The organism is Dictyobacter kobayashii (assembly GCF_003967555.1).
GTDB classification, from domain to species: domain Bacteria; phylum Chloroflexota; class Ktedonobacteria; order Ktedonobacterales; family Ktedonobacteraceae; genus Dictyobacter; species Dictyobacter kobayashii.
Genome location: NZ_BIFS01000001.1, coordinates 324,920 through 344,840 on the forward strand (window position 1 = coordinate 324,920; position 19,921 = coordinate 344,840).

18 protein-coding genes are annotated in these 19,921 nt (G+C 50.0%); 10 read left to right on the forward strand and 8 right to left on the reverse strand.

Going from position 1 to position 19,921, the window contains the following annotated elements; translation table 11 throughout:
* Positions 1-29 precede the first annotated feature (29 nt).
* From EL645_RS01400 to EL645_RS01410, 3 genes are all read left to right on the forward strand, one after another.
* A complete protein-coding gene (locus EL645_RS01400) occupies positions 30-362 on the forward strand; it encodes an oxidative damage protection protein (RefSeq protein ID WP_126548391.1) in 333 nt (110 codons plus the stop codon).
* Positions 359-1,795 carry a CUAEP/CCAEP-tail radical SAM (seleno)protein gene (locus EL645_RS01405; protein ID WP_281276369.1) on the forward strand — a complete coding sequence of 479 codons (1,437 nt, stop codon included), beginning with the start codon at positions 359-361 and terminating at the stop codon, positions 1,793-1,795. Before EL645_RS01400 ends, EL645_RS01405 begins: the two co-directional genes overlap by 4 nt.
* A 297-nt stretch (positions 1,796-2,092) precedes the next feature.
* Complete coding sequence (locus EL645_RS01410; protein WP_246035243.1) at positions 2,093-2,425, forward strand: YbaK/EbsC family protein; 333 nt, start codon at positions 2,093-2,095, stop codon at positions 2,423-2,425.
* 6 nt (positions 2,426-2,431) lie between these two features.
* Here the strand turns inward: EL645_RS01410 and EL645_RS01415 are convergent, their stop codons facing one another.
* On the reverse strand, positions 2,432-3,844 hold the full coding sequence (locus tag EL645_RS01415; protein WP_218031659.1) for a PQQ-dependent sugar dehydrogenase: 1,413 nt from the start codon (positions 3,842-3,844) through the stop codon (positions 2,432-2,434).
* A gap of 350 nt (positions 3,845-4,194) precedes the next feature.
* On the opposite strand from EL645_RS01415, the gene EL645_RS43750 reads away from it, so the two are divergent.
* The 4 genes from EL645_RS43750 (at position 4,195) to EL645_RS01430 (ending at position 6,568) form a co-directional block, all read left to right on the forward strand.
* Positions 4,195-4,443, forward strand: coding sequence for a flavin reductase family protein (locus EL645_RS43750; RefSeq protein ID WP_281276248.1), 249 nt, complete (start codon positions 4,195-4,197; stop codon positions 4,441-4,443).
* Between the two features lie 22 nt (positions 4,444-4,465).
* Positions 4,466-4,645 carry a flavin reductase family protein gene (locus EL645_RS43755; RefSeq protein ID WP_281276249.1) on the forward strand — a complete coding sequence of 60 codons (180 nt, stop codon included), beginning with the start codon at positions 4,466-4,468 and terminating at the stop codon, positions 4,643-4,645.
* A 211-nt stretch (positions 4,646-4,856) separates the two neighbouring features.
* The gene (locus tag EL645_RS01425) at positions 4,857-5,528 is read left to right on the forward strand and encodes an HIT family protein (RefSeq protein ID WP_126548392.1); all 672 of its coding nucleotides are present in this window, start codon (positions 4,857-4,859) and stop codon (positions 5,526-5,528) included.
* Positions 5,529-5,716: 188 nt separating this feature from the next.
* Positions 5,717-6,568: a 3-hydroxyacyl-CoA dehydrogenase family protein gene (locus EL645_RS01430; RefSeq protein ID WP_126548393.1), complete on the forward strand. Its 852-nt coding sequence runs from the start codon at positions 5,717-5,719 to the stop codon at positions 6,566-6,568.
* Positions 6,569-6,661: 93 nt separating this feature from the next.
* On the opposite strand, the gene EL645_RS01435 is transcribed toward EL645_RS01430, so the two are convergent.
* Entirely contained in the window at positions 6,662-7,456 is a 795-nt protein-coding gene (locus EL645_RS01435) for a PRC-barrel domain-containing protein (protein ID WP_126548394.1), read from the reverse strand.
* Positions 7,457-7,765: 309 nt separating this feature from the next.
* A complete protein-coding gene (fxsT, locus tag EL645_RS01440; RefSeq protein ID WP_126548395.1) occupies positions 7,766-10,543 on the reverse strand; it encodes an FxSxx-COOH system tetratricopeptide repeat protein in 2,778 nt (925 codons plus the stop codon).
* A 190-nt stretch (positions 10,544-10,733) separates the two neighbouring features.
* Here fxsT and EL645_RS01445 point away from each other — a divergent pair, with 190 nt between their 5' ends.
* Both EL645_RS01445 and EL645_RS01450 read left to right on the forward strand, forming a co-directional pair.
* Positions 10,734-11,198: a diacylglycerol kinase family protein gene (locus EL645_RS01445; protein ID WP_126548396.1), complete on the forward strand. Its 465-nt coding sequence runs from the start codon at positions 10,734-10,736 to the stop codon at positions 11,196-11,198.
* 2 nt (positions 11,199-11,200) lie between these two features.
* The gene (locus EL645_RS01450; protein WP_126548397.1) at positions 11,201-12,376 is read left to right on the forward strand and encodes a diacylglycerol/lipid kinase family protein; all 1,176 of its coding nucleotides are present in this window, start codon (positions 11,201-11,203) and stop codon (positions 12,374-12,376) included.
* A 219-nt stretch (positions 12,377-12,595) separates the two neighbouring features.
* Here the strand turns inward: EL645_RS01450 and EL645_RS01455 are convergent, their stop codons facing one another.
* Positions 12,596-13,822, reverse strand: a complete 1,227-nt coding sequence (locus EL645_RS01455; protein ID WP_126548398.1) for an AI-2E family transporter — start codon at positions 13,820-13,822, stop codon at positions 12,596-12,598.
* A 680-nt stretch (positions 13,823-14,502) separates the two neighbouring features.
* Between EL645_RS01455 and EL645_RS01460 the strand changes: the two genes are divergently transcribed.
* Positions 14,503-15,645 (forward strand): ABC transporter ATP-binding protein, encoded by a 1,143-nt coding sequence (locus tag EL645_RS01460; protein ID WP_126548399.1) that lies wholly within the window; start codon positions 14,503-14,505, stop codon positions 15,643-15,645.
* Between the two features lie 108 nt (positions 15,646-15,753).
* On the opposite strand, the gene EL645_RS01465 is transcribed toward EL645_RS01460, so the two are convergent.
* The 4 genes from EL645_RS01465 to EL645_RS01480 form a co-directional block, all read right to left on the reverse strand.
* Complete coding sequence (locus EL645_RS01465; RefSeq protein WP_246035244.1) at positions 15,754-16,893, reverse strand: hypothetical protein; 1,140 nt, start codon at positions 16,891-16,893, stop codon at positions 15,754-15,756.
* Between the two features lie 109 nt (positions 16,894-17,002).
* Positions 17,003-18,061, reverse strand: coding sequence for an ABC transporter ATP-binding protein (locus EL645_RS01470; protein WP_126548400.1), 1,059 nt, complete (start codon positions 18,059-18,061; stop codon positions 17,003-17,005).
* A gap of 35 nt (positions 18,062-18,096) precedes the next feature.
* A complete protein-coding gene (locus EL645_RS01475) occupies positions 18,097-18,921 on the reverse strand; it encodes an ABC transporter permease (RefSeq protein ID WP_126548401.1) in 825 nt (274 codons plus the stop codon).
* 7 nt (positions 18,922-18,928) lie between these two features.
* Positions 18,929-19,723: an ABC transporter permease gene (locus tag EL645_RS01480; RefSeq protein ID WP_126548402.1), complete on the reverse strand. Its 795-nt coding sequence runs from the start codon at positions 19,721-19,723 to the stop codon at positions 18,929-18,931.
* Positions 19,724-19,921: the final 198 nt, after the last annotated feature.

Consider the following 19,921-nt stretch of genomic DNA (forward strand, 5'->3'; position numbering starts at 1 on the left):
AACAGTACCCTTTATGGGAGAGAGTTCATATGCCTAGAACGGTTTATTGCGTAAAGTTACAGCGCGAACTCCCTGGTTTGGAGAAACCTCCTTTCCCGGGAAAGCTGGGGCAGCGCATTTTTGAACAAATTTCACAGCAGGCCTACGATATGTGGCCAGCCCAGCAGGTGTTGATTATTAATCACTATGGGCTGAATATGGCCGATCCGGAGGCGCGTAAGATTCTACGTGAACAAATGGAAGAGTTCTTCTTTGGACAGGATGCCGCCATGCCGGACGGTTGGACCCCCGAGACTGCCGGAGCAGGCGGTGGAGGAGCACCCCAACGTAAAGGAGGAGGAGGCGCACCACGAAAGAAATAAAAAAGCACGGAGAGATTCTGTTGATTTCGTGCTATGAATTAGGACATCAGCCATTTCACCTGGCATCGTTGTCGGCTATGCTTGAGCAGGCTGGCTATCTACCGCTATGCGTTGATACAGCGCTCGATACACTCTCGGATGAAGCTATTCGCCAGGCACGCTTTGTGGCGATCTCGGTCCCAATGCATACGGCGATGCGCCTGGGTGAGCAAGTTGCACAACGTATTCGCACGCTTAATCCAGACGCCTATATCTGTCTTTATGGACTGTATGCGCTACTCAATGCGGACCATCTATTGGAACAGCATGCCATTGATGCGGCCATCGGGGGCGAATATGAGGTTCCATTATGCCAGTTGATCACGGCCATCGAGCAAGAAAAAGATGAAGGTGTGCCAGGCGTGTATAGTCGGGGACATGTTAGTGGCCCCTGGATTCAGCGCACACCCTTTATTGTGCCTGAACGCAGCCATCTGCCTGCCCTGGATCGCTATGCTCGCATGGAACAGGGTACAGAGACCAGGATAGTAGGCTACACCGAGGCGACACGCGGCTGCAAACACACCTGCGTCCATTGCCCTGTGACACCAATCTATCATGGACGTTTCTTTGCGGTTCCTGCAGACATTGTGCTGGCCGATATCCGCGCCCAGGTAGCTCAGGGTGCCCAACACATCACCTTTGGCGATCCCGATTTCTGGAATGGTCCCACCCATGCGTTACGCATTACGCGTGCGATGCACCAGGAATTTCCAGAACTGACCTTCGATGCCACCATTAAAATCGAACACCTGCTAAAGCATCGACATCTGCTGCCAGAACTGAAAGAGCTCGGCTGTGTCTTTGTGGTTTCAGCGGTTGAGTCACTCAATAATACAGTGTTGCAAGAGCTGGCAAAAAACCATACGGCCGCCGATGTGGCGGAGGCATTTGCCGAGATGGAACAGGTCGGGATTACACTGCGTCCATCGCTGCTGCCGTTTACTCCCTGGGAGACTCTTGAGAGCTATATTGAGCTACTCAACTTCTTCGAACAGGGACACTTTATCGAGCATATCGATCCTGTCCATCTCTCGATTCGCCTGCTGGTTCCTCCTGGCTCAGCCCACCTGGATACACCCGGCAGCGCAAGCTGGATCGGCGAATTCGATCCTACGGCCTTTGGCTATCGCTGGAAACATCCTGACCCACGTATGGATGAGCTGCAGACGCAGGTGGCCACGCTGGTCGAACAGGCTGAGCAGATGGGCTCAGATGCCGTGATGACATTTTTCCAGATCAAAGCCCGCGCACTGGCCATGCAGGGGCAGAAACTCTCTGCCTTCAAAGCAATGCGCCAGTATGGAGAGCGCAAAGAACTTCCACATTTGACTGAATCCTGGTTCTGCTGTGCCGAACCAACCAGCAATCAGTTGTGTGCCAAACGCGCTTAGAAGATGCTTGCTACCAGGCGCATGCGCGCCTGTTTTTTCTGAATACACAAAAGGCGTGCGCTGCACGCCTTTTGTGTATTCAGAAAAAACGGGTATGTAGCATGATTGACGGCATAACTACAATAGAGGAAAACAGGAGGATAGATATTTTATGTCGCAAGATATGAAGGCCCGAGCCAGATTTGTGCAGGATGCATTACAGGCCGGGGCTATACAGCTCAGGTCAAAGAGCTGGCGGAATCGACACGCACCGCCAAAGAGGCGGCGCAAGCCATTGGCTGCCAGGTAGCCCAGATCGTGAAGTCGTTGGTCTTTCAAACCAAGCATACTCATCGTCCAGTTCTAGTAGTAGCCAGCGGCTCCAATCGCGTTAATGAGAAGCAGCTAGGCACGCTCGTCGGCGAGCCGATCGAGCGTGCGGACCCGGACTTTGTACGCCAGCATACAGGCTATGCCGTTGGTGGAGTTGCCCCTATTGGCCATCCCGAACCATTGCTCACATTTATTGATCAGGATCTCTTACAATACGAACAGATCTGGGCCGCCGCTGGTACTCCTTTTGCCGTCTTTCAGCTCACCCCGCAGGATCTTCAAAGTATGACCCGGGGACAGGTCGTAGCAATCTCCTGATACTATTTATGGCTGATATGTTAGTTTGTAGACGGTACCACTTAAATCGTCCGAGATAAAGATATTGCCTTGATGATCAATAGCGGTATCAACCGGGCGTCCCCAGACCGCTGTGCTATCCTGCCAACCGGTAACCAGGTCGATTTGCTGTTCTGGCTGCTGCGCTTGACTGTTCCAGGGGAAGTAAGCGACTTTATAGCCGGTTGGCACGGTGCGATTCCAGGAGCCATGTAAGCTGATCAAGGCACCGGTGCGCTGTGTGTCTGGTGCCAATGGATCTTGCAGGAAAGTCAGGCCAAGTGGCGCAGAATGAGCCTGGATCCCTTTATCGATACGCTGCATCTGATCACAGTTCACATGGCCATCGGCATTAAATTCGGCATCGCGATCAAAGGGCATATGATTAACACTCTGGTCGGGATTAGGATTACAGAAGGGCCAGCCATAGTTGGCTCCTTCCTGTACATGCGTAAACTCCTCAGGAGGATGGTTATCAACATAGGCCGGAATACGTTGCTGATATTGTCCCGTTGCGTCTTGATGAGGATATAAGATATTATCGCGATTATTGACCGCAACCCAGAGCACATTGGTACCAGGAACGAAAGCCAGGCCTTCTGCATTGCGCAAACCGTGTGCATAGAGATGCCCCTGGGTACCATCTGCATTATACTGGTAGATCGCGCCACGCAACGGATTGCTCTGGGTATCGGCCAGACAGGCATTGCAGGTTGAGGCAATCGAGACGTATAGTTTGTCGTTGCTGTCTAGAGCAATATTCTTCAATTCATGGCCATATGCGCCACGCAATTCGGCTGTACTACTATCTGGTAAACCACTCACCACTACCTGGCGATCATGAGCCTGCATATCTCCTTTTTGGTAGCGATAGCGATCAATCTGATTGGTCTCAGAAATATAGACATAAGTCTGCTGGCCAATGGTATGAAAGACAATATCCTGGGGCCGCCGTAGGCCAGTGGCAAAATCTGATATCTGGGGATTGCCCTGTTGATAAGCTCGCACAAGCACGACTCTTCCCTCATCAGGCACCGAGACCAGCAGATCTCCATCAGGCGTAATCGCCATAAAACGGGCCTTAGGAATCCGGGCATAAACCGCAATCTGCATATGTGGGGGCACATTCAAATAGCGATCCTGCTCAAATGCTCCAGTACGCATATCAGCCGCTACCGCCACTTTGACCCGCTGATTACCCGCTGTGAGATGGTTTAAGATCTCTTCGACAGCAGACTTTGAGGTTTGCTGTGCGGTCGCTGTAGGCTTTGAGCCCGTGGTAGCACGCGTAGTGACAGGCGGCGACGTATTGCCTGTACTACTGGAGCCACAGTTGCTCAACACCAACATGAAACACAGCCATAATATGGTTAAACCAACAAGGCGTGAAAATTTTCGCACAGATCCGGTTCCCCTTTCCAAAACAACCATCCAATGGCTTACATGCTATTGAAAGCATGCTTTTTACAAACATATTCATAGTACGTAATAGCACGTAATAGTACATAAAAGAAATATCAACCGGGCAAATGACCTTGATCATTTCCAACCTATCACGCTTTTAGTAGATCCACTATCTTCTATACGCCTGTTTCAGGGTATATCAGTATTCATAGCTGCAAAGTACCATCAATTAAACAGCCTTGATAATAATGGCTGGCTACCAGATCGCTTAGAGGTTACAATAAAGGTAAATTGTATACGATACAAGTGAGGTAAAATCATGGACCTGGCAGTGAAAAAAACAGGCTTTGCGCACATTCACATATGGCCTCTATATCATTATGAGTAAAGAGGATGAGGTCGTAAATGCGTTTACAGCTAATTGGTTGACCCAGGTCTCCTTCGAGCCACCATTAATCGCGGTCTCGATTGAGAACGATGCCAAATCACTTTCGATGATCCAGCATAGCCAGACATTCACCATCAATGTCTTAAAAACCGGTCAGCGTGAGCTGGCAGGGCAACTCGGCCGCTCTTATAACAAAAAATCCCAATAAGTTGGCGGGCATCGACTATAGCATGCAACAAAATATCTATCCGGTCTTACATGATGCACTCTCATGGGTCGCCTGCGCAGTACGCAATACTGTGCCAGCAGGCGATTCAACGCTGGTGATTGCGGAAGTCATCGAGGCTGGTATACAGGCTGAAGGCAACTCGCTTACGATGAATGAAGCAGGCTTCCGTCACGCTGGCTAAATCACGATTGTCAGCATACTCTTGATAACCATATGACCTACCAGCAATCAAAGAAGCCACTAGTGATGTGTGAACGGCGTCTCCCATTACTGGTAGGTCATATGGCAGGCCCCCAATGTGCCCACTTGTGGCATACTTATATATAATATAGCTCTGCATACACATATGCTCTGCTTAAACAGGAACATAGCGAGAAAAAGGAGTACCTTGCATGCAACGTCAGAGCGGCGCATCTTCGGATCATCAAACCACTACAAATAACATAAAAGAATGCACATTCTGTCAGGTGGAGAATATAGAGTCACTGACAATGAAGGAAACACAAAATTTACGCCTGGTAGCCGATTACGCGCCCCTGATTGAAGGACATATTCTGATTATCCCCAAACAACACTATACTTGCTATGGTGATGTCCCGGCCTCCCTCGATGATGAAATATACGCACTAAAACAAGAAGTGCGACACTTTTTTGAACTCAATTATGCAGAGCCTGTGTATTGGGAACATGGCATATTCCATCAAACAGTCTACCACGCTCATCTACACTGTTTTCCTATTGGTCCACTCGTTTATGACTTAGAACAAAGTGGGCTCGGCCTGCGTGTGCATGGCCAGGACAACATTCGCCGCTGGCACCAGGAACATGGACACTACTTCTATCTTGAAGATGCACACCATGGCTACCTGTTCCCTCCCAATCCCGAGGATTATACATTCATTATCAAAAACGAGCTTGGTCCAGCGGTGGCAGCCCATAGCAACTATAAGGGATGGCGGATGCCACAAGAACGCCAGATCGAGGGCAAACCTCTGATCGCTTCTGTTATGGCCCGCTGGCAAACTTTCCAACGTAATGAACAGGCTGATGCTCTATCATCCTAAAATTGGTCCATGGCTTTTTTTTCGGTTCTACACCATCGCTCAATAAAAAAGCGTATATATAAGACAGATAATTGGAACAATGATCTTGTTGATCAATTCGCCCGCTCCGCGTAGATATTTTTGTCTCGATGAGTTCCAGGGCGATATTTCTTTGTCTATATTTGTGACTAGAGGAGAAAAAAGCATCAATGGAAATTCGCAAAGTTGGCGTTATCGGATGCGGTCTGATGGGTGGAGGCATCGCGCAGACTTGTGCACAGTCTGGCTATATAACAGTTGTGCGCGAGGTCAATCAAGAACTACTCGATAAGGGATTAGCACGCATCGATGCTGCCTGGCATAAAATGGAGAGTAAAGGCAAGTTAACGGCGCAACAAGCGGCAGAGACACGTGAGCACCTGCGCGGAACAATCGAACTGGAGGATCTGGCCGATTGTGATGTGATTATCGAGGCTGTCATCGAGAATATGGAGGAGAAGCTCCGCTTATATCCTGCTCTTGATCGCTTACTCAAACCCGAGGCCTTGCTATTAAGCAACACCTCATCATTAAGTGTAACACAGATGGGCGCGGTCACCAAACGTCCAGATAAAATAGCTGGCCTGCATTTCTTTAATCCAGCCCCGGTCATGCAGCTGGTTGAAATTGTACGCACTATTTCGACCTCGGATGAAACCATCGAGACCGTGCAGCAGTTTGCGCGCTCGCTGGGTAAAACACCAGTGCTCGCCAAAGATACCGCAGGCTTTATTGTCAACTTCCTGTTGATCCCCTATCTGATCTCCGCAGTGCGCATGCTGGAAAATGGCGTAGCCACGCGCGATGATATTGATACAGCCATGAAGCTTGGCTGCGGCTATCCAATGGGTCCATTCACGCTCCTGGACTACGTAGGGCTCGATACGACCCTCTGGGCGGCTGAAGCCATCTATGATGAATACAAAGATCCCCTGTATGCGCCTCCTCCCTTGTTGCGTCGCATGGTACAATCCGGACACTATGGCAAGAAGAGCGGCAAAGGCTTCTACGATTATCAATAGGGGTCTGGCTTCTAAAGACGAAAAAGCTACGCGGTCACACGAAATGTGGGGCATAAAAAAGGGATGTGAGTCGAGCTCACATCCCTTGTTGTTTTAGTCTGCGGCAGCGACACGTGGTGGGAGAGATCTACGTGTATTGTAGCCACGGCGGTCAGATACATAACGCTGAGGCGTTGGGCGTACTTCATCAGGCAGGTATGAACCAGCGGCATCGGTGTTGATACCAGGAAAGTTTGGACCATAGTTGTAGTGACCAGTCTCTGCAGGAGATAACGGACCACGTGCAAACATTGGCACACCTTTTACCTGGGGCACACCAAAATCAGGTGTCTCATCATAGAGATCAGCAGGAACACGGTCGAGACCGCGCTTCAGCAGATCCAATTCGTTAACCTTCAGGCGTACAACATTATTGACAACGTCATTTTCAATAAAACGCAGCGGCACATAATAAACCTTCATGGAGAGACCACCGCGATCGGACAAAATGTAATTGCCCAGGCGAGCCTGCACAGTGCCGAGAGACTCACCATTTCTATCAATAACCGTTTGACCAATATGAAATTTTGCCAGAGCTCCGCCTAACTGTGGAGAAGAAACATATGTCTCCTCTGGAGCAGCCATCGGATCTTCTAGTGCCCATCCCAGGATACCCACCAGCACGAAGACAGCGCCAACCAGAGTTAGCCATGGCGCATCGGGAACGAACAGCAGACCAACTATCGAAACCAGAATTGCAACACTGAGCAGTACAGGCCACAAGCTAGGATTCGGTAAGTGGATATGATGTTCCTCCTCAGTAGCCAGCGCATCCTCCTCATAATTAGCGACGACAGCGCTATCTCTATCGTCAATAGCGGGATTAGCACGTTGAAGAGAACTATCCATAAGCATTTCCTCTAAGAATGTATTACGATCTGTGAGGACGAGTATTCCCAATAAAATTGTCCTGTTCATAACAATAACACAATTCCCCATTTTTGACCAGACTATAGCCCTCTCCAACGTCCGCGTCACGCTCACCACGCTACAGTTCTTGTGCAAAACTGATCGGTGTTATCCCCTTTTGTTCACGCAAGTGGATGTCAGATTTTTCCTTGCCCGGGCTGCAATACAAGCGGCTTCTTAAGAATACTCAAAGTGCACAGAACTACCATAAGAAAATACACCACATACAGAAAAAACCAGGAACCTTTTCTATTCGTCCTGGCATGTGTGAGGTTCTATCCATGGTAAGAGTTTTGCATAATTTGCACGTACCATTTTCGTGTGAGGATGCTCAGGTCCCAAACTCTGTTCTATGATATGTAGAGCGCACTGATACAGTGGCACTGCCTCCGCATGATCACCCTGTTTAGAGTAGAGGCTCGCCAGGTTATTGAGCGTGATAGCCACATCAGGATGGTCGAGCCCCAATTGTTGCTCCTCGATACCCAGAACGCGCAGATACAGTGGCTCCGCCTCGCTGTACTTACCTTGCTCAACGTAAAAAATCGCCAGGTTATTGAGCACAGTAGCCACACCAGGATGGTCGAGTCCCAATTGTTGCTCCCTGATACACAGAGCACGATGATACAGTGGCTCCGCCTCGCTGTACTTACCTTGATCAGCGTAGAGGCTCGCCAGCCCATTGAGCACAGTAGCCACACCAGGGTGGTCGAGTCCCAATTGCTGCTCCCTGATATGCAGAGCGCGCTGATACAGTGACTCCACCTCGCTATACTTGCCCTGCATATAATAGAGGGTCGCCAGCCCATTGAGCGGATAGGCCACATCGGGATGATCAGGCCCTAATTGCTGCTCCCTGATATGCAGAGTACTCTGGTAGAGCGGCTCCGCCTCGCTGTACCTACCCTGCTCAACGTAGAGGTTCGCCAGGTTATTGAGCGCGATAGCCACCTGGGGATGGCTAAGCCCCAATTGCTGCTCATAGATATGCAGAGTGCGCTGGTACAGTGGCTCCGCCTCGCTGTACTTGCCCTGCTCAGTGTAGAGGTGTGCTAGATTATTGAACACAACAGCCGCATCGGGCTGGTCGGATCCTAATTGCTGCTCACAGATGTGCAGAACACGCTGGTACAGTGGCTCCGCCTCGCTGTACCTACCCTGCTCAGTGTAGAGGATCGCCAGGCTATTAAGCAGGTAAACCACATCAGGATGATCAGGCCCCAATTGCTGCTCCCTGATGCGCAGAGCGCGCTGGTACAATGGCTCCGTTTCGCTATAACGAGCACGATCCTTAAGATACGATGCCGTCTCATAGAGCAAACGCGCTACCTGCTCACTGCGCGCTTGGGACCGTTCAATCCACTGTATTGCGACCAATGCCTGCGTCAAGAGGCGCTCACACTGTGGCCAGGTGCCATGCTCCGCATGAGGAAACCCTGCAGCCACTACGAGCACCGCACGTTCTCCCCAGATATGTTTTTCTTCTTCTTTCAAGGTGTCCTGGAGTACAGCCTGGACCAATCGATGGATTGAAAGGGTTTTCTCCGTCGGATTGCGTCGGATCAACGAATACGCGCGCAACGCTTCGAAAGCTTGATTGCGTTGAAAGACATCTGCAGCAACGGGAGCGAGTATCGATCCAAGCAATGAGGCACCTGCTGTCAGGATCTCTTCAGGAATTGCATCAGGAGACAGGAACGAGCACAAGCGCAGCAGATCAGCAGCGGCTGGATTCTTTTCCTCAACCTTCTGAAAGGAAAGAGACCAGGTGGTCGCCACTGGCTCTGGATGATCGGGAATGTGGGAACGACGCTCGCGGAGCAGTGCTTGTCGATGGGCCTGATAGATCTCCTGATACTCCTGCATGCCCATCCCAGTCGCTTCCAAATAAGCTCCAGCCTGGTCTAAAGCCAGGGGCAATCCACCCAGTTCGTGTGTGATTGAGATTGATAATTGCCGATCTTCAATACATGCTTGTGTCAAATCGGCCTCAGGAGCCAGAATCCCCGCTCGTCGCAAAAGCAACGCAGCCCCTTGCTCATCGGACAGTGTCGCTACCTCCAAACGCATCGCAAGCCGCTGCATATCCCAGGCGCGGGTCGTCAACAGAATATGCCCTCCCGGAACAGTGGGCAAAAACGGCGGCAACACATCCAACTCATCCGCATTATCGAGAATGATCAGCCACTTCTGATGGTTTTGCAACCACCTCTTGACGGCATCGATGGTAATCTCCTGCTCATCTGCGTCACATTCTGGAAGCTTAAGAAGCCTGGCAATTGCGATATAAGAGGAGATGAGCGCATCCCGGCTCTCAGCACGCGTCCACATGATTGCTTCATAGTCCTGATGGTAGCGGTAAGCGTATTCCGTGGCTATCTGCGTCTTGCCGATCCCCCCCAGCCCGCTGATAGCAGTAGGTGATTGGGAAAGTGCCATTGTCTGGCCCGCTTGCAATTGGGTATGTAACTGTGAAAGAACCTCATCTCGCCCCATGAAGAAGGGATTGCGCGGGTAAGGAATGTTCCAGATGGAGGGCAAAGTGGCACGTGTGGAGGTGGCTGGCAGCAATGCCAGATCTTCGATGGCTCGGCGAATACCAGATACCACATCCACAAACGCCTCATCCCGATTACCCCATGTGGTAATTGCCTTGGCATCAGTTGGCAAGACTTGTAGGTGGGCAAAAGGAGCGCCATTCCAGTCAGTTGGACGCAATATCACGGGAATGGCGCGTGCCTGGCCAGCCTGTTCGCGAGCCAGTGCACGTTTCATTTCGACCTGATAGCAGTACTCCGATGCGAGGAAATCCGAGCTGACCAACAGAAGGATGATCGATGCGCGATCTAATCGTTCATCAATCATCTCAGACCAATTCGTGCCTGGAACAATCTTCCGATCAAACCAGGTCGAGATGAGTCCCTGACGTTCAAGTGAACGGAGATGCTTCACGAATTCATTGCGCAATGGCTCATCTTCATGAGCATACGAAAGAAATACACTAATCGCGTTTGAGTACGTCGTCATAACTGAAAAGCATCCTGTCCCTAGACGCTAGTAGGTAACAATAAGTAAGATGATGAACCGGGCCTATTCCCCCAAGTCTCAACTACTCTGCTGAAACAACCTCTCCAGATGCTGGACACGGGTTACCTGTTACAATATATTGCATTATATACTATCTGCAATTGCAAATCACCTTACAAGAAATGACTATATGATTAAGCGCATTGAAGATCCCAACACCTCAAAAGAAGTTGTGCAGAAGAGGCCGGAGATCGCTTCAAATGGGCCGGCCCATTTGAAACTGAGCATGTTTCTAGCCCGTATTCGTCTCAAGGATCAGTTATTGCTTTGCATGAGGGGAAAGAAACACATGGGAAACAAAAACGCTTGTATCATCGTTGATCTTAGATCAGGGGAGCATCTGGTGCACGTCCCTGAGATAGCAACCGTTCTATCCGCTGCGGGCTGGAAAACCGACGTCGCCCTGAAGGAATATGGGGGCGAGACACTGCAACTGGCACAGAAGGCAGCCAAAGAGAAATATGCGCTCGTGATCGGCTACGGCGGCGATGGAACTTTGAGTGCCCTCCTCAATGGCACCATGTATGCCCAGGGGAAGGGTACAATCGCCGAGATATACCAGGAGGCACCTTCAACGTATGGGCAAAGGCAATAGAGATGCCGGAAGATCCCGTGAAAGCCGCCCTGGCCCTTGTAGATAGCGAACCACGCAGCCTTGATCTCGGCCATCTCGAAGCAACCGGTCTGACTTCTGCTAATGATTCCAAAGACGTCCGGCAACCAGCCCCTAATGGGAAAAAGTTGAAAAAGTCAAAAGAATCAACAAAAACCAGGCACTATTTCTTGCTAAACGTTGGCATCGGCCTGGATGCAGCAATGATGGCGCATATGTCCAAACCTCTAAAGTATCGGGTCGGTCCGCTGGCCTTCGACCTGGCCGCTGCAAAAGAGCTCCCCAGGCAGCGCCCGTTTCCCGTCGAACTTCAGCAAACAGACGACAAGGGCAATATCACAGCTCACTGGCGTGGAGATGTTTGGGAAGCGTATGTAAGCAAGGTGCCTCTCTTCGCAGGAGCGGTCAACATAGAACCGGGTTCGCGCGCCGATGATGGATTACTCTACGTCACGTTAATTACCGCCAATGGTCCGCTAAAGACGGTTGGACAGGCCATTTCATTACTCACACAACACAAGCCAGACAGAAATATCACAACCTATTTCCATGGCACGCACTTTTCGCTGCGCATCCCCGCCTCTATCGATATCCAGGTGGACGGGAGTACGGTCAAACCCGAAGATCTCCTACCAAAAGCGGAGCAGCGTGCCTTGCAACAAACCGACGATCCAGAACAGATGCTGGTCGATTATCACTTCGATGCCAGGCCAAAGGCACTGCACGTTGCCGTTCCACGAACCTATGCAGGCCCACTATTTGAGAAATCATCGCAGAAAGCAAACCCCTCCCCTCAGGAACAACTCCCGCTCGCTGAACAGCAGCCAGCAAACGCGTCACGACAAACGCACCCGCAGAACGAGGGGCAAACCCCAACCTGGCAGAAATCAGCCTATAACATAGAAGTTATTGGAAGCATTGCACCTCAAGGGAAACAGCCAACTATCATCGTTGCCGGCAAGTTCAAAAAACAGGATACCGACGAGGTCCAGGTCCTTGCGGTGCGCGTAAACAAGCAAACACAGGTACTCAACAAGTCAGGGGAACATATACCGCTTGCAAGGCTCCTGGCACTGCAGGAGGGCCAGACAATCCTGGCCGAAGGCAAGAAGACGAAACGCGGCGTCATCAAAGCCATGCGTGTGAGGTTAGTCGACTAAGCCTATCGGACACCCGTTGATTTTCATCCCTGCAGTTCCACCGACAGAGACCAGGTCCCGCAAAATCTGTTCACTCTATACGTTTATTACCATTTGCAGAGGACGCGAAAATAGAGAGAATTTCGTCATTTTTCTGGAGGGTGGATGTCAAATGCGTGTCCCTAGAGAAACGCTCCCACCAGAACCGCCTGATAAGCTGGTTCTGGTGGGAGCGTTTCTCTAGGGAATGAGCTCCTGGACGATCTCTTCTGGATGGAGCTGCTTGCGCTTACTCCAGGCAGCCACAACAATATGTTGAATGACTCCGACCACGGGTACGGCCAGGATGCCGCCGACGATGCCGAATAACTCACTGCCTGCAAACAACGCGAAGATGGCCAGGATAGGATGGATGCCGACCGCTTTTCCCAGAATGCGTGGGCTCAGGATCTGCCCCAGGAAGACACCTTGAAGCAGAAACACAAAGACCGCGACAATCAGGACTGTGACCCAACCCTGTGGGATCGCCATCAAGATGCAGAGAGGTCCGCCGATATAGCCACCAATGACCGGGATGAAATTGGAGACAAAGACAATCAAGCCTAATAAGACAGCATAGGGGACGCCCAGTAACCACAGAACAAGCCATGTCAGCACACCAGCGATGGCTCCTACAATAAAGAGTCCGCGAAAGTAGCCGCCTATGGCGCGATCAATTTCATCGAGCAGAAAATTAACCTCTTTCTGGTACGAGAAAAAGGATTGCTCACGCATCCAGTGGATCATACGTGGACCAGACTGGATAAAGTAGACCGCCACGGTTGCCACCACAATAATATCGATCAGGACATTGAATGTCCCCTGCCAGAATGGAATAAGTCCATAAAGAAAATGTTGGAGTTGCACAAAGATCTGGTTGAGCGTAGCGTTGATCTGATTGCTGGAAATGCCAACTTTGCTCAGGTTATTCAAGATGCCATGGATCTGCTGTTGTCCATCTCTGCTTTGCAACCAGCTGATCAAACCTGGTAATGCGGCAATCTGACCAAAGACAGCCTGCCCAACGCTGGCGACCAGCAGGCATAAAACGGCCAGGAGCATCGCAAAGACGATCACGATAGCGATAACATGTGGAATGAAGCGTTCGAGAAAGAGCACAATCGGATAAATAAGGTATGCCAGAAGCGCGCCCGCAAAGATCAGCGTCAGAGCTGCCCCGACACGTGCCAAAGCCATAAAAAAGAAGTAGAAAAGAATAGCCCAGATCAAGATTGCCGCGCCAACGATCAATCGCCGCGTCCATAAAGCACGAAAGTCGGCTGCGCGCCGAACCTTCTCATGGTTCTCCGCTGTGTCGACTGAACCTGATTTTGGTGTTGTCGCCACCTGTGTAGTGCCAGAAGAACGAGATGAATCCGCATGCTGCTGAGCAGCCGTCTCCTGTACTGGTTGTTCCTTAGAACCCATGGATCGGATACCTCCGAAGTTTTAAAGTTGCAATCGCATCATCTTTCTGCCTGTTTATAAGGAAGACAGTGCACTGCATATATAGAGCAAGTATACCAGTACTGGTCTATGTTTTGCATTCATATCAGTAAATGTACAGGGCTTTTTAATGTTCATCCAGAGATCGCAGGGAGATCACGAGCAAGCGATACGATGGACCTTCTTTCATGTGTGAAGTGTGTGGTGGGCGGCCGCAGCCTCCTCCCCACTTGCAAACATCGAGATCACGAGCAAGCAATAAGAGGCCCATTATTTCAGGTGTGGAGTGTGTGGTGGGCGGCTTGCCCACCACACACTCCACATTCCCAACCCGGCACCGCAGGCGCCAAAGAGGAATATGAAAAAGCCCTGGTAAATGTAGCTATACAAAGAAACGCAAGATCAAAAATCTAAACTGCGGCGTGAGATGAATTTATCGCCATGAGGACGTCTGGCTTTTTCCATGGATTCGTTAACTATCATTTCTCATACAAATGATAATTAAAGCTCTATAGGCAAAACGGTCTCGCAGGAATATGACGTTGATATTTTTTTAACAGTTGAGCGTTCTATACACAAGAAGATTTTTTTGCCACTCAGCGCATGTCCTTCCAAATTGGTGTAAGCATGCAGGCCATGTTTATCAATGGAGATTAAAATGTATGAGTAAGCTTGAAGTGCAGAACATTTCAAAGCAATACGGAAATAAGTTGGCTGTTAAAGATGTCAGCTTTACAGTTGATGAGGATGAGCTCTTCGTCTTGCTGGGGCCATCGGACAGTGGAAAAACGACCATATTACGGATGATTTGTGGTTTTGAGCAACCAGATAATGGCACTATTTTACTTAATGAGGAAGATATTACCACTAAAGAGTCGGCCCAGCGCAATATCGCAGTGGTATTTCAGGATTATGGCATCAATCCTACTATGTCAGTCTATGATAATATTGCTCAGGGTCTCCGTTTTCGCCGCTTCCCTAAGGAGGAAGTGGAGATGCGGGTCCAGATGGTTGCGGAGATGCTCGGACTGCGGGAAAAGTTAGCACGACAGACGCGTAACCTTTCGGGTGGAGAACTACAACGCGTAGCCATCGGACGCGTAATGATCAAAGATGCAGATCTCTATCTTTTTGATGAGCCCATTTCACAGCTAGATCCCACGACACGCCGACGTACACGCCAGGAGATTTTGATGGTGCAGCGCATCAAAAAAAAACCTGGCATTTATATTACCCAGGATCACTATGAGGCCTTTAGTATGGCCAATCGTATCGGCGTTATCTCCCAGGGACGCATTCAACAAGTCGGGACACCGGATGAGTTGGTCCAGACGCCGGCCAATCTCTTTGTGGCCCGCTTCCTGTGCGATCCCCCTCTCAATACTATTGAAGGCTATATTCAATTGGTCGGCACACGCTACTATCTGCGAACAGATAGTCTGAGCTTCTCTTTTCCACCCCAATGGACGCCACTACTCTCCAGGTTAGGTCCACAATCCAAAATCATTCTGGGCATACGCCCCAATATTATTGTGCCCGAATGGTCTATTAATACGATGGGTCCAGCCCCACGGGTGATGTTACGTGCCCAGGTGATTCATTCAGGCCCTATGATGGGCCGCCGAACTGTGTTGCTACGTGCAAGCCAGCATACAGAATTCATGGCAGAGTTCAAGGATAACTTTAGCATTAAGGATGGTCAGATTCTAACCATAGCCATCAATCCAGACCAGATATTTTTCTTTCATCCCCATACAGAAGAACTTTTGAATCCCACTGCGCAATCAGTCTTTAGTTTACATTGAACGATTAAAGCGAGGAATATTTATATTTCATCTCAGACACAAAAATTGGTCCGTGTAGAACTTCTACCAGAAACAAACGTTATATTCTACACAGACCAATTTTTATGGCTAGAGATCCGAAGGTGGAAGCCATTCATGTGTCTCAACTGGCTTTGCGCCTTTGCGCCAGCGTAACACGACAGGTGGAGCATTCTTTAGCAGACGATCCGAAGACCAGGGAGCTGTAGGAGCCATGGTTAGCTCGGCTAGAGCCAGCAGAACGGTATCATAGTTGACGCGCCACCCACGGTAATCTTTCCAGGCCTGCTCACGATCCTGCAACACAGGTACACCTGCGGCCACCATCTGATCAAGCGCAACCTCAAATTCTGAGCGAGATATGCTGATGGGATCGGTGGCATCTGGATTGGGATGATAAGGAATGCGAAATAGCTCACAAATGTAGCGCAAGGATAAGTAGCCCGCCCGAATGCATAGATCAGCTTGTGAGTCACGGGGAATATCAACCGAGGAGAGGACCAGGGACGCTGCGTCCAGTACGGCTCCGGCGGCGGTGACCCATGATCTATGCGGCTGCGGTGAGCGCAAAAAAGAGAGCGCGGCCAGCGAGGTATGGCTCTCCTCAATATCGACAAACCAGACCTCCCAGGCGGTCCAGATCTCTCCTAGCTGGTCTAAACGTTTCAAACGGCTATAGCGGATGATCATTTCAACAGCCGATGGCGGTGAGCCAGCACGCACTTCGAGCATGGTGACCGCCGATTCACGCCGCTCAAAGGCTGAATAGATTGTGGGCAAGTAGGCAATTAACAGGGCAATTAACACCAGGCCAATGATGGCTTCTGAAAAGACCAGCAGGGTAGAAGGGAAATTATCTACGACTGAGAAACCTAATGTCAGTAAGGACGAACCACTGATCTTAAAGGCATCATACCATAAGGCCCCATCAACCGCCCAGATCATACACATATAACCAAGCTGGATACACACCAACCAGACCACCAGAAGCGCGAGCAGGCTTAGTGGGGCATAAAGTTCCATGGCCCGATCACGCTGTCTAAACGTTGACAGCCCTCGCATGCGAATCTCAACCAGGTAGCGCATCCAGATAAAAACTGTTCGACTGAAAATGTCTGTCGCACTGCGTGGTAATACAAAGGTACGCAGTGCTGACAGAAAGGTGGCACCGACAATAAAAAAGCCCAGTCCAAACACCACCACCCGTAACAGGAAGATAAGTATCAACATGAGTAGTGTCCCATTCTTACGCTCAAAAAGCATCCAGTGACAATGCATCGCCGCCATTAAGCATACACGAGCACTACTCTCCTTACAATAGTTGAATAGGGATCAAAATTTAGACAGCAATGCTACTGTCTTCAATCAACAGATTTTCTTCGTAGATACGCCGAATGACAGCTTCAATTTCTGGCTCCAGAAAGGTAACATCCCGCAAGCGATACCGCGCCCCTAACCAGGCCACTAATTCATGCGCAGGCATGGTATCACGCCCAAAACTCAGTTCAAGACGTGGCCCTTCTATCTTTTGGAGACGCACTCCCGGTGGCAAATCAGGCAGACTGGAGTTCCCTATCTCATCCATTGGCAAGGTTGATAATGCCACCGTCTCGTTCGCTTCCAATACCGCGACCAGGGTTCGCTGACCACCAAAACGCTCACGAATAGTATCAACCGTTCCATCATAAAGCTTACGACCATGATCAACGATCAGCATGCGCGGACACAGGGTTTCGATATCGTCCATATCGTGGGTCGTAATCAGGACAGTGGTGCCACGCTCAGCATTTAGCGACAATAAAAACTCCCGAATACGCGCTTTGGCAACTACATCGAGTCCGATGGTGGGTTCATCCAGATACAATAACTCTGGATCATGCAATAAAGCTGCCGCCAGATCCCCTCGCATACGCTGTCCTAGCGAGAGCTGCCGTACCGGGGTATCCATGAACTCGTCGAGGTCCAACATCTTACGCAACTGGCCAAGATTGTGCTGGTGGCGCTGTTCAGGCACCCGATAGAGGTGACGCAATAACTGCAAAGAATCCTGCAATGGTAGATCCCACCAGAGCTGGGACCGCTGCCCAAAGACAACTCCGATACGACCCGCCAGCTCTCGGCGCTGGCGCACAGGAAGCAAACCCGCTACACGTAACTGGCCCGCGGAAGGCATCAAAATGCCGGTCAACATCTTAATGGTGGTACTTTTACCCGCGCCATTGGGCCCTACCAGGCCGATCATCTCGCCTCTTTTCACTTGCAAGTTCAGCTCCCGCACAGCTGAGACGGTGCGTACTTCAGGATCGACCACGCTGCGCAAACCGCCCAAAAAACCAGGGCGCCGTTTGGTGATACGGAAAGTCTTGCTTAAGCCTTCAGCCTCGATCATCATCGACATAGCTTATTTCCTTTCTTTGCTTCATATCAAGCATACTAGCTACCAGTACTTTGATAGTGGTGAACACCAATAATCCAGATCCAGCCCGCGACCAGTGTAAAAATCAAGGCGATGCAGGGAGATGCAAAGGCTAGCTCGCGCGGTAAACCAAAAGGCAACGGCCGATCCAATATATAGCAAGTAGGAACATAAGAGGCGAATGCGACCGGTACAATGAATAGAAAAAAACGTTGCAACACCTGGTGATAAATTGTTAGTGGATAGCTAAGCATTTCGCGCGCGCCATAGGTGAGTATATTGGTCACTTCAGTGGTTTCGACCGTCCAGAAACATAATGTCGCTCCTAGCAATAAGATCGAAGTAAAAATGGCGGTCCCGCTGATGATGCTGATACACAGCACCAACACTTTGCCAAAACTCCAGTACAGCGGCGGCAGAAAGTGCAATGCCAGCATAAATGCCAGCATGCCCTGGGTTATACGGCCCAGGCGGCGCAGCCGAAAATCACTGCCGATTACCTGGACAAAAGCACTCACAGGTCGCAACAATACTCGATCGAATTCGCCACGCAGTATCATAACTGAAAAGTCATCGATGCCCGCACCTACCATTTCTGACAGGCCAAAACTCAACGACATTACTGCCGCCAGCATAGCTACTTCTCCCACATGCCAGCCTAATAAGGTTGGAAAAGGGATGAAGTACAGTAGTAAGGAGAGAAACTCTAGTCCTGTAACTCCCAGATAGGTAAAAATATCCAGGAATAAATTCATCTTATACTGCGTCTGCGCCTTTAGCTGGATTAAAAGTAGCCGCCAGTAAAGCCGCAGATCGCTCCTTAGATTGTAGAGCATATGCATTGCCTTTCTAACCTCCTTGAGCTACCACCCGGCGTTTCGCGATTCCTGTTAGAAGCTGGACACCCATGGTCAAAACAATCAGCCAGCCAAACTGCCGCGCTACCTCAAACCAGAGCGCACCACCTGCAATCTTGCCGAGAAATACCTCAACGGGCAGATCCATAAAACCATGAAAGGGTAACCAGTTGAGGATTGCACGCAGCCAGGCTGGTAAGAGAGGAACGGGCACGTACATGCCAGTTAAAAATTGGGCAATAGTGATGGCAAATGTGATCATGGCACGCGCCTCGATAATCCAGAATGCTACCACGTTATACAGGATGCGATAGGCTACGCCGAGCATGGCACCAAACGGCAAGACCAGCCCATAAGCTAACCAGGCTTGCCAGTTCAAAGGGAGACCCAATCCAAACAGCAACATCCCAAGCACATACGTCGGTATACCACGAAAAAAGATGTAATAGACATTGCGACCCATTTCACGACTAAACCAGTAGAAATAAAAGTCGCAGGGCTTGCTTAGATCCGCCACCACATCACCGGTGCGAATAGTCTGCATCAAATCATTCCATCCAAAAGGTAACACAACCATTAAGATGGCCTGCATCATCCAGCTGTAACGCAAAGTATCACGTACATCATAGCCAGCCACAGTCGGGCTGGCATGATAGAGGGCAATAATAACATAACTAAAAATGATCGCGAAAAAAACATTGGCGCTCAGACCCGCCAGATTCGCCCAGCGATAGATAAGCTGTCGCCGAAAGGCTGTACGCGCCACTTCAAAATAGAACCGTAGCATCACCTTCTCCCTCTCATCAGAACAGAGAGCAGCAGAAAAAACCAGCAACCGTATGACTGGCCCTGGCTTACAACGCTATTTTCTACAATTTTTTGACATACAAATATGCAGGATGGCACATAACCACCCTGTGTAGCATTCTGTAGCAGCCTACATTGAAGCATGTAGCACAGAACGGACGCATAGTATAACGGAAAG

What these genes read in the sequence shown, in the direction of transcription:
- EL645_RS01400 (WP_126548391.1), top strand. Translation starts at nt 30, where the DNA reads ATGCCTAGAACGGTTTATTGCGTAAAGTTACAGCGCGAACTCCCTGGT.
- EL645_RS01460 (WP_126548399.1), top strand. Translation starts at nt 14,503, where the DNA reads ATGAGTAAGCTTGAAGTGCAGAACATTTCAAAGCAATACGGAAATAAG.
- EL645_RS43755 (WP_281276249.1), top strand. Translation starts at nt 4,466, where the DNA reads ATGCAACAAAATATCTATCCGGTCTTACATGATGCACTCTCATGGGTC.
- EL645_RS01445 (WP_126548396.1), top strand. Translation starts at nt 10,734, where the DNA reads ATGATTAAGCGCATTGAAGATCCCAACACCTCAAAAGAAGTTGTGCAG.
- EL645_RS01425 (WP_126548392.1), top strand. Translation starts at nt 4,857, where the DNA reads ATGCAACGTCAGAGCGGCGCATCTTCGGATCATCAAACCACTACAAAT.
- EL645_RS01435 (WP_126548394.1), bottom strand. Translation starts at nt 7,456, where the DNA reads ATGGATAGTTCTCTTCAACGTGCTAATCCCGCTATTGACGATAGAGAT.
- EL645_RS01480 (WP_126548402.1), bottom strand. Translation starts at nt 19,723, where the DNA reads ATGCTACGGTTCTATTTTGAAGTGGCGCGTACAGCCTTTCGGCGACAG.
- EL645_RS01465 (WP_246035244.1), bottom strand. Translation starts at nt 16,893, where the DNA reads ATGTTGATACTTATCTTCCTGTTACGGGTGGTGGTGTTTGGACTGGGC.
- fxsT (WP_126548395.1), bottom strand. Translation starts at nt 10,543, where the DNA reads ATGACGACGTACTCAAACGCGATTAGTGTATTTCTTTCGTATGCTCAT.
- EL645_RS01475 (WP_126548401.1), bottom strand. Translation starts at nt 18,921, where the DNA reads ATGCATATGCTCTACAATCTAAGGAGCGATCTGCGGCTTTACTGGCGG.
- EL645_RS01455 (WP_126548398.1), bottom strand. Translation starts at nt 13,822, where the DNA reads ATGGGTTCTAAGGAACAACCAGTACAGGAGACGGCTGCTCAGCAGCAT.
- EL645_RS01470 (WP_126548400.1), bottom strand. Translation starts at nt 18,061, where the DNA reads ATGTCGATGATGATCGAGGCTGAAGGCTTAAGCAAGACTTTCCGTATC.
- EL645_RS01450 (WP_126548397.1), top strand. Translation starts at nt 11,201, where the DNA reads ATGCCGGAAGATCCCGTGAAAGCCGCCCTGGCCCTTGTAGATAGCGAA.
- EL645_RS01430 (WP_126548393.1), top strand. Translation starts at nt 5,717, where the DNA reads ATGGAAATTCGCAAAGTTGGCGTTATCGGATGCGGTCTGATGGGTGGA.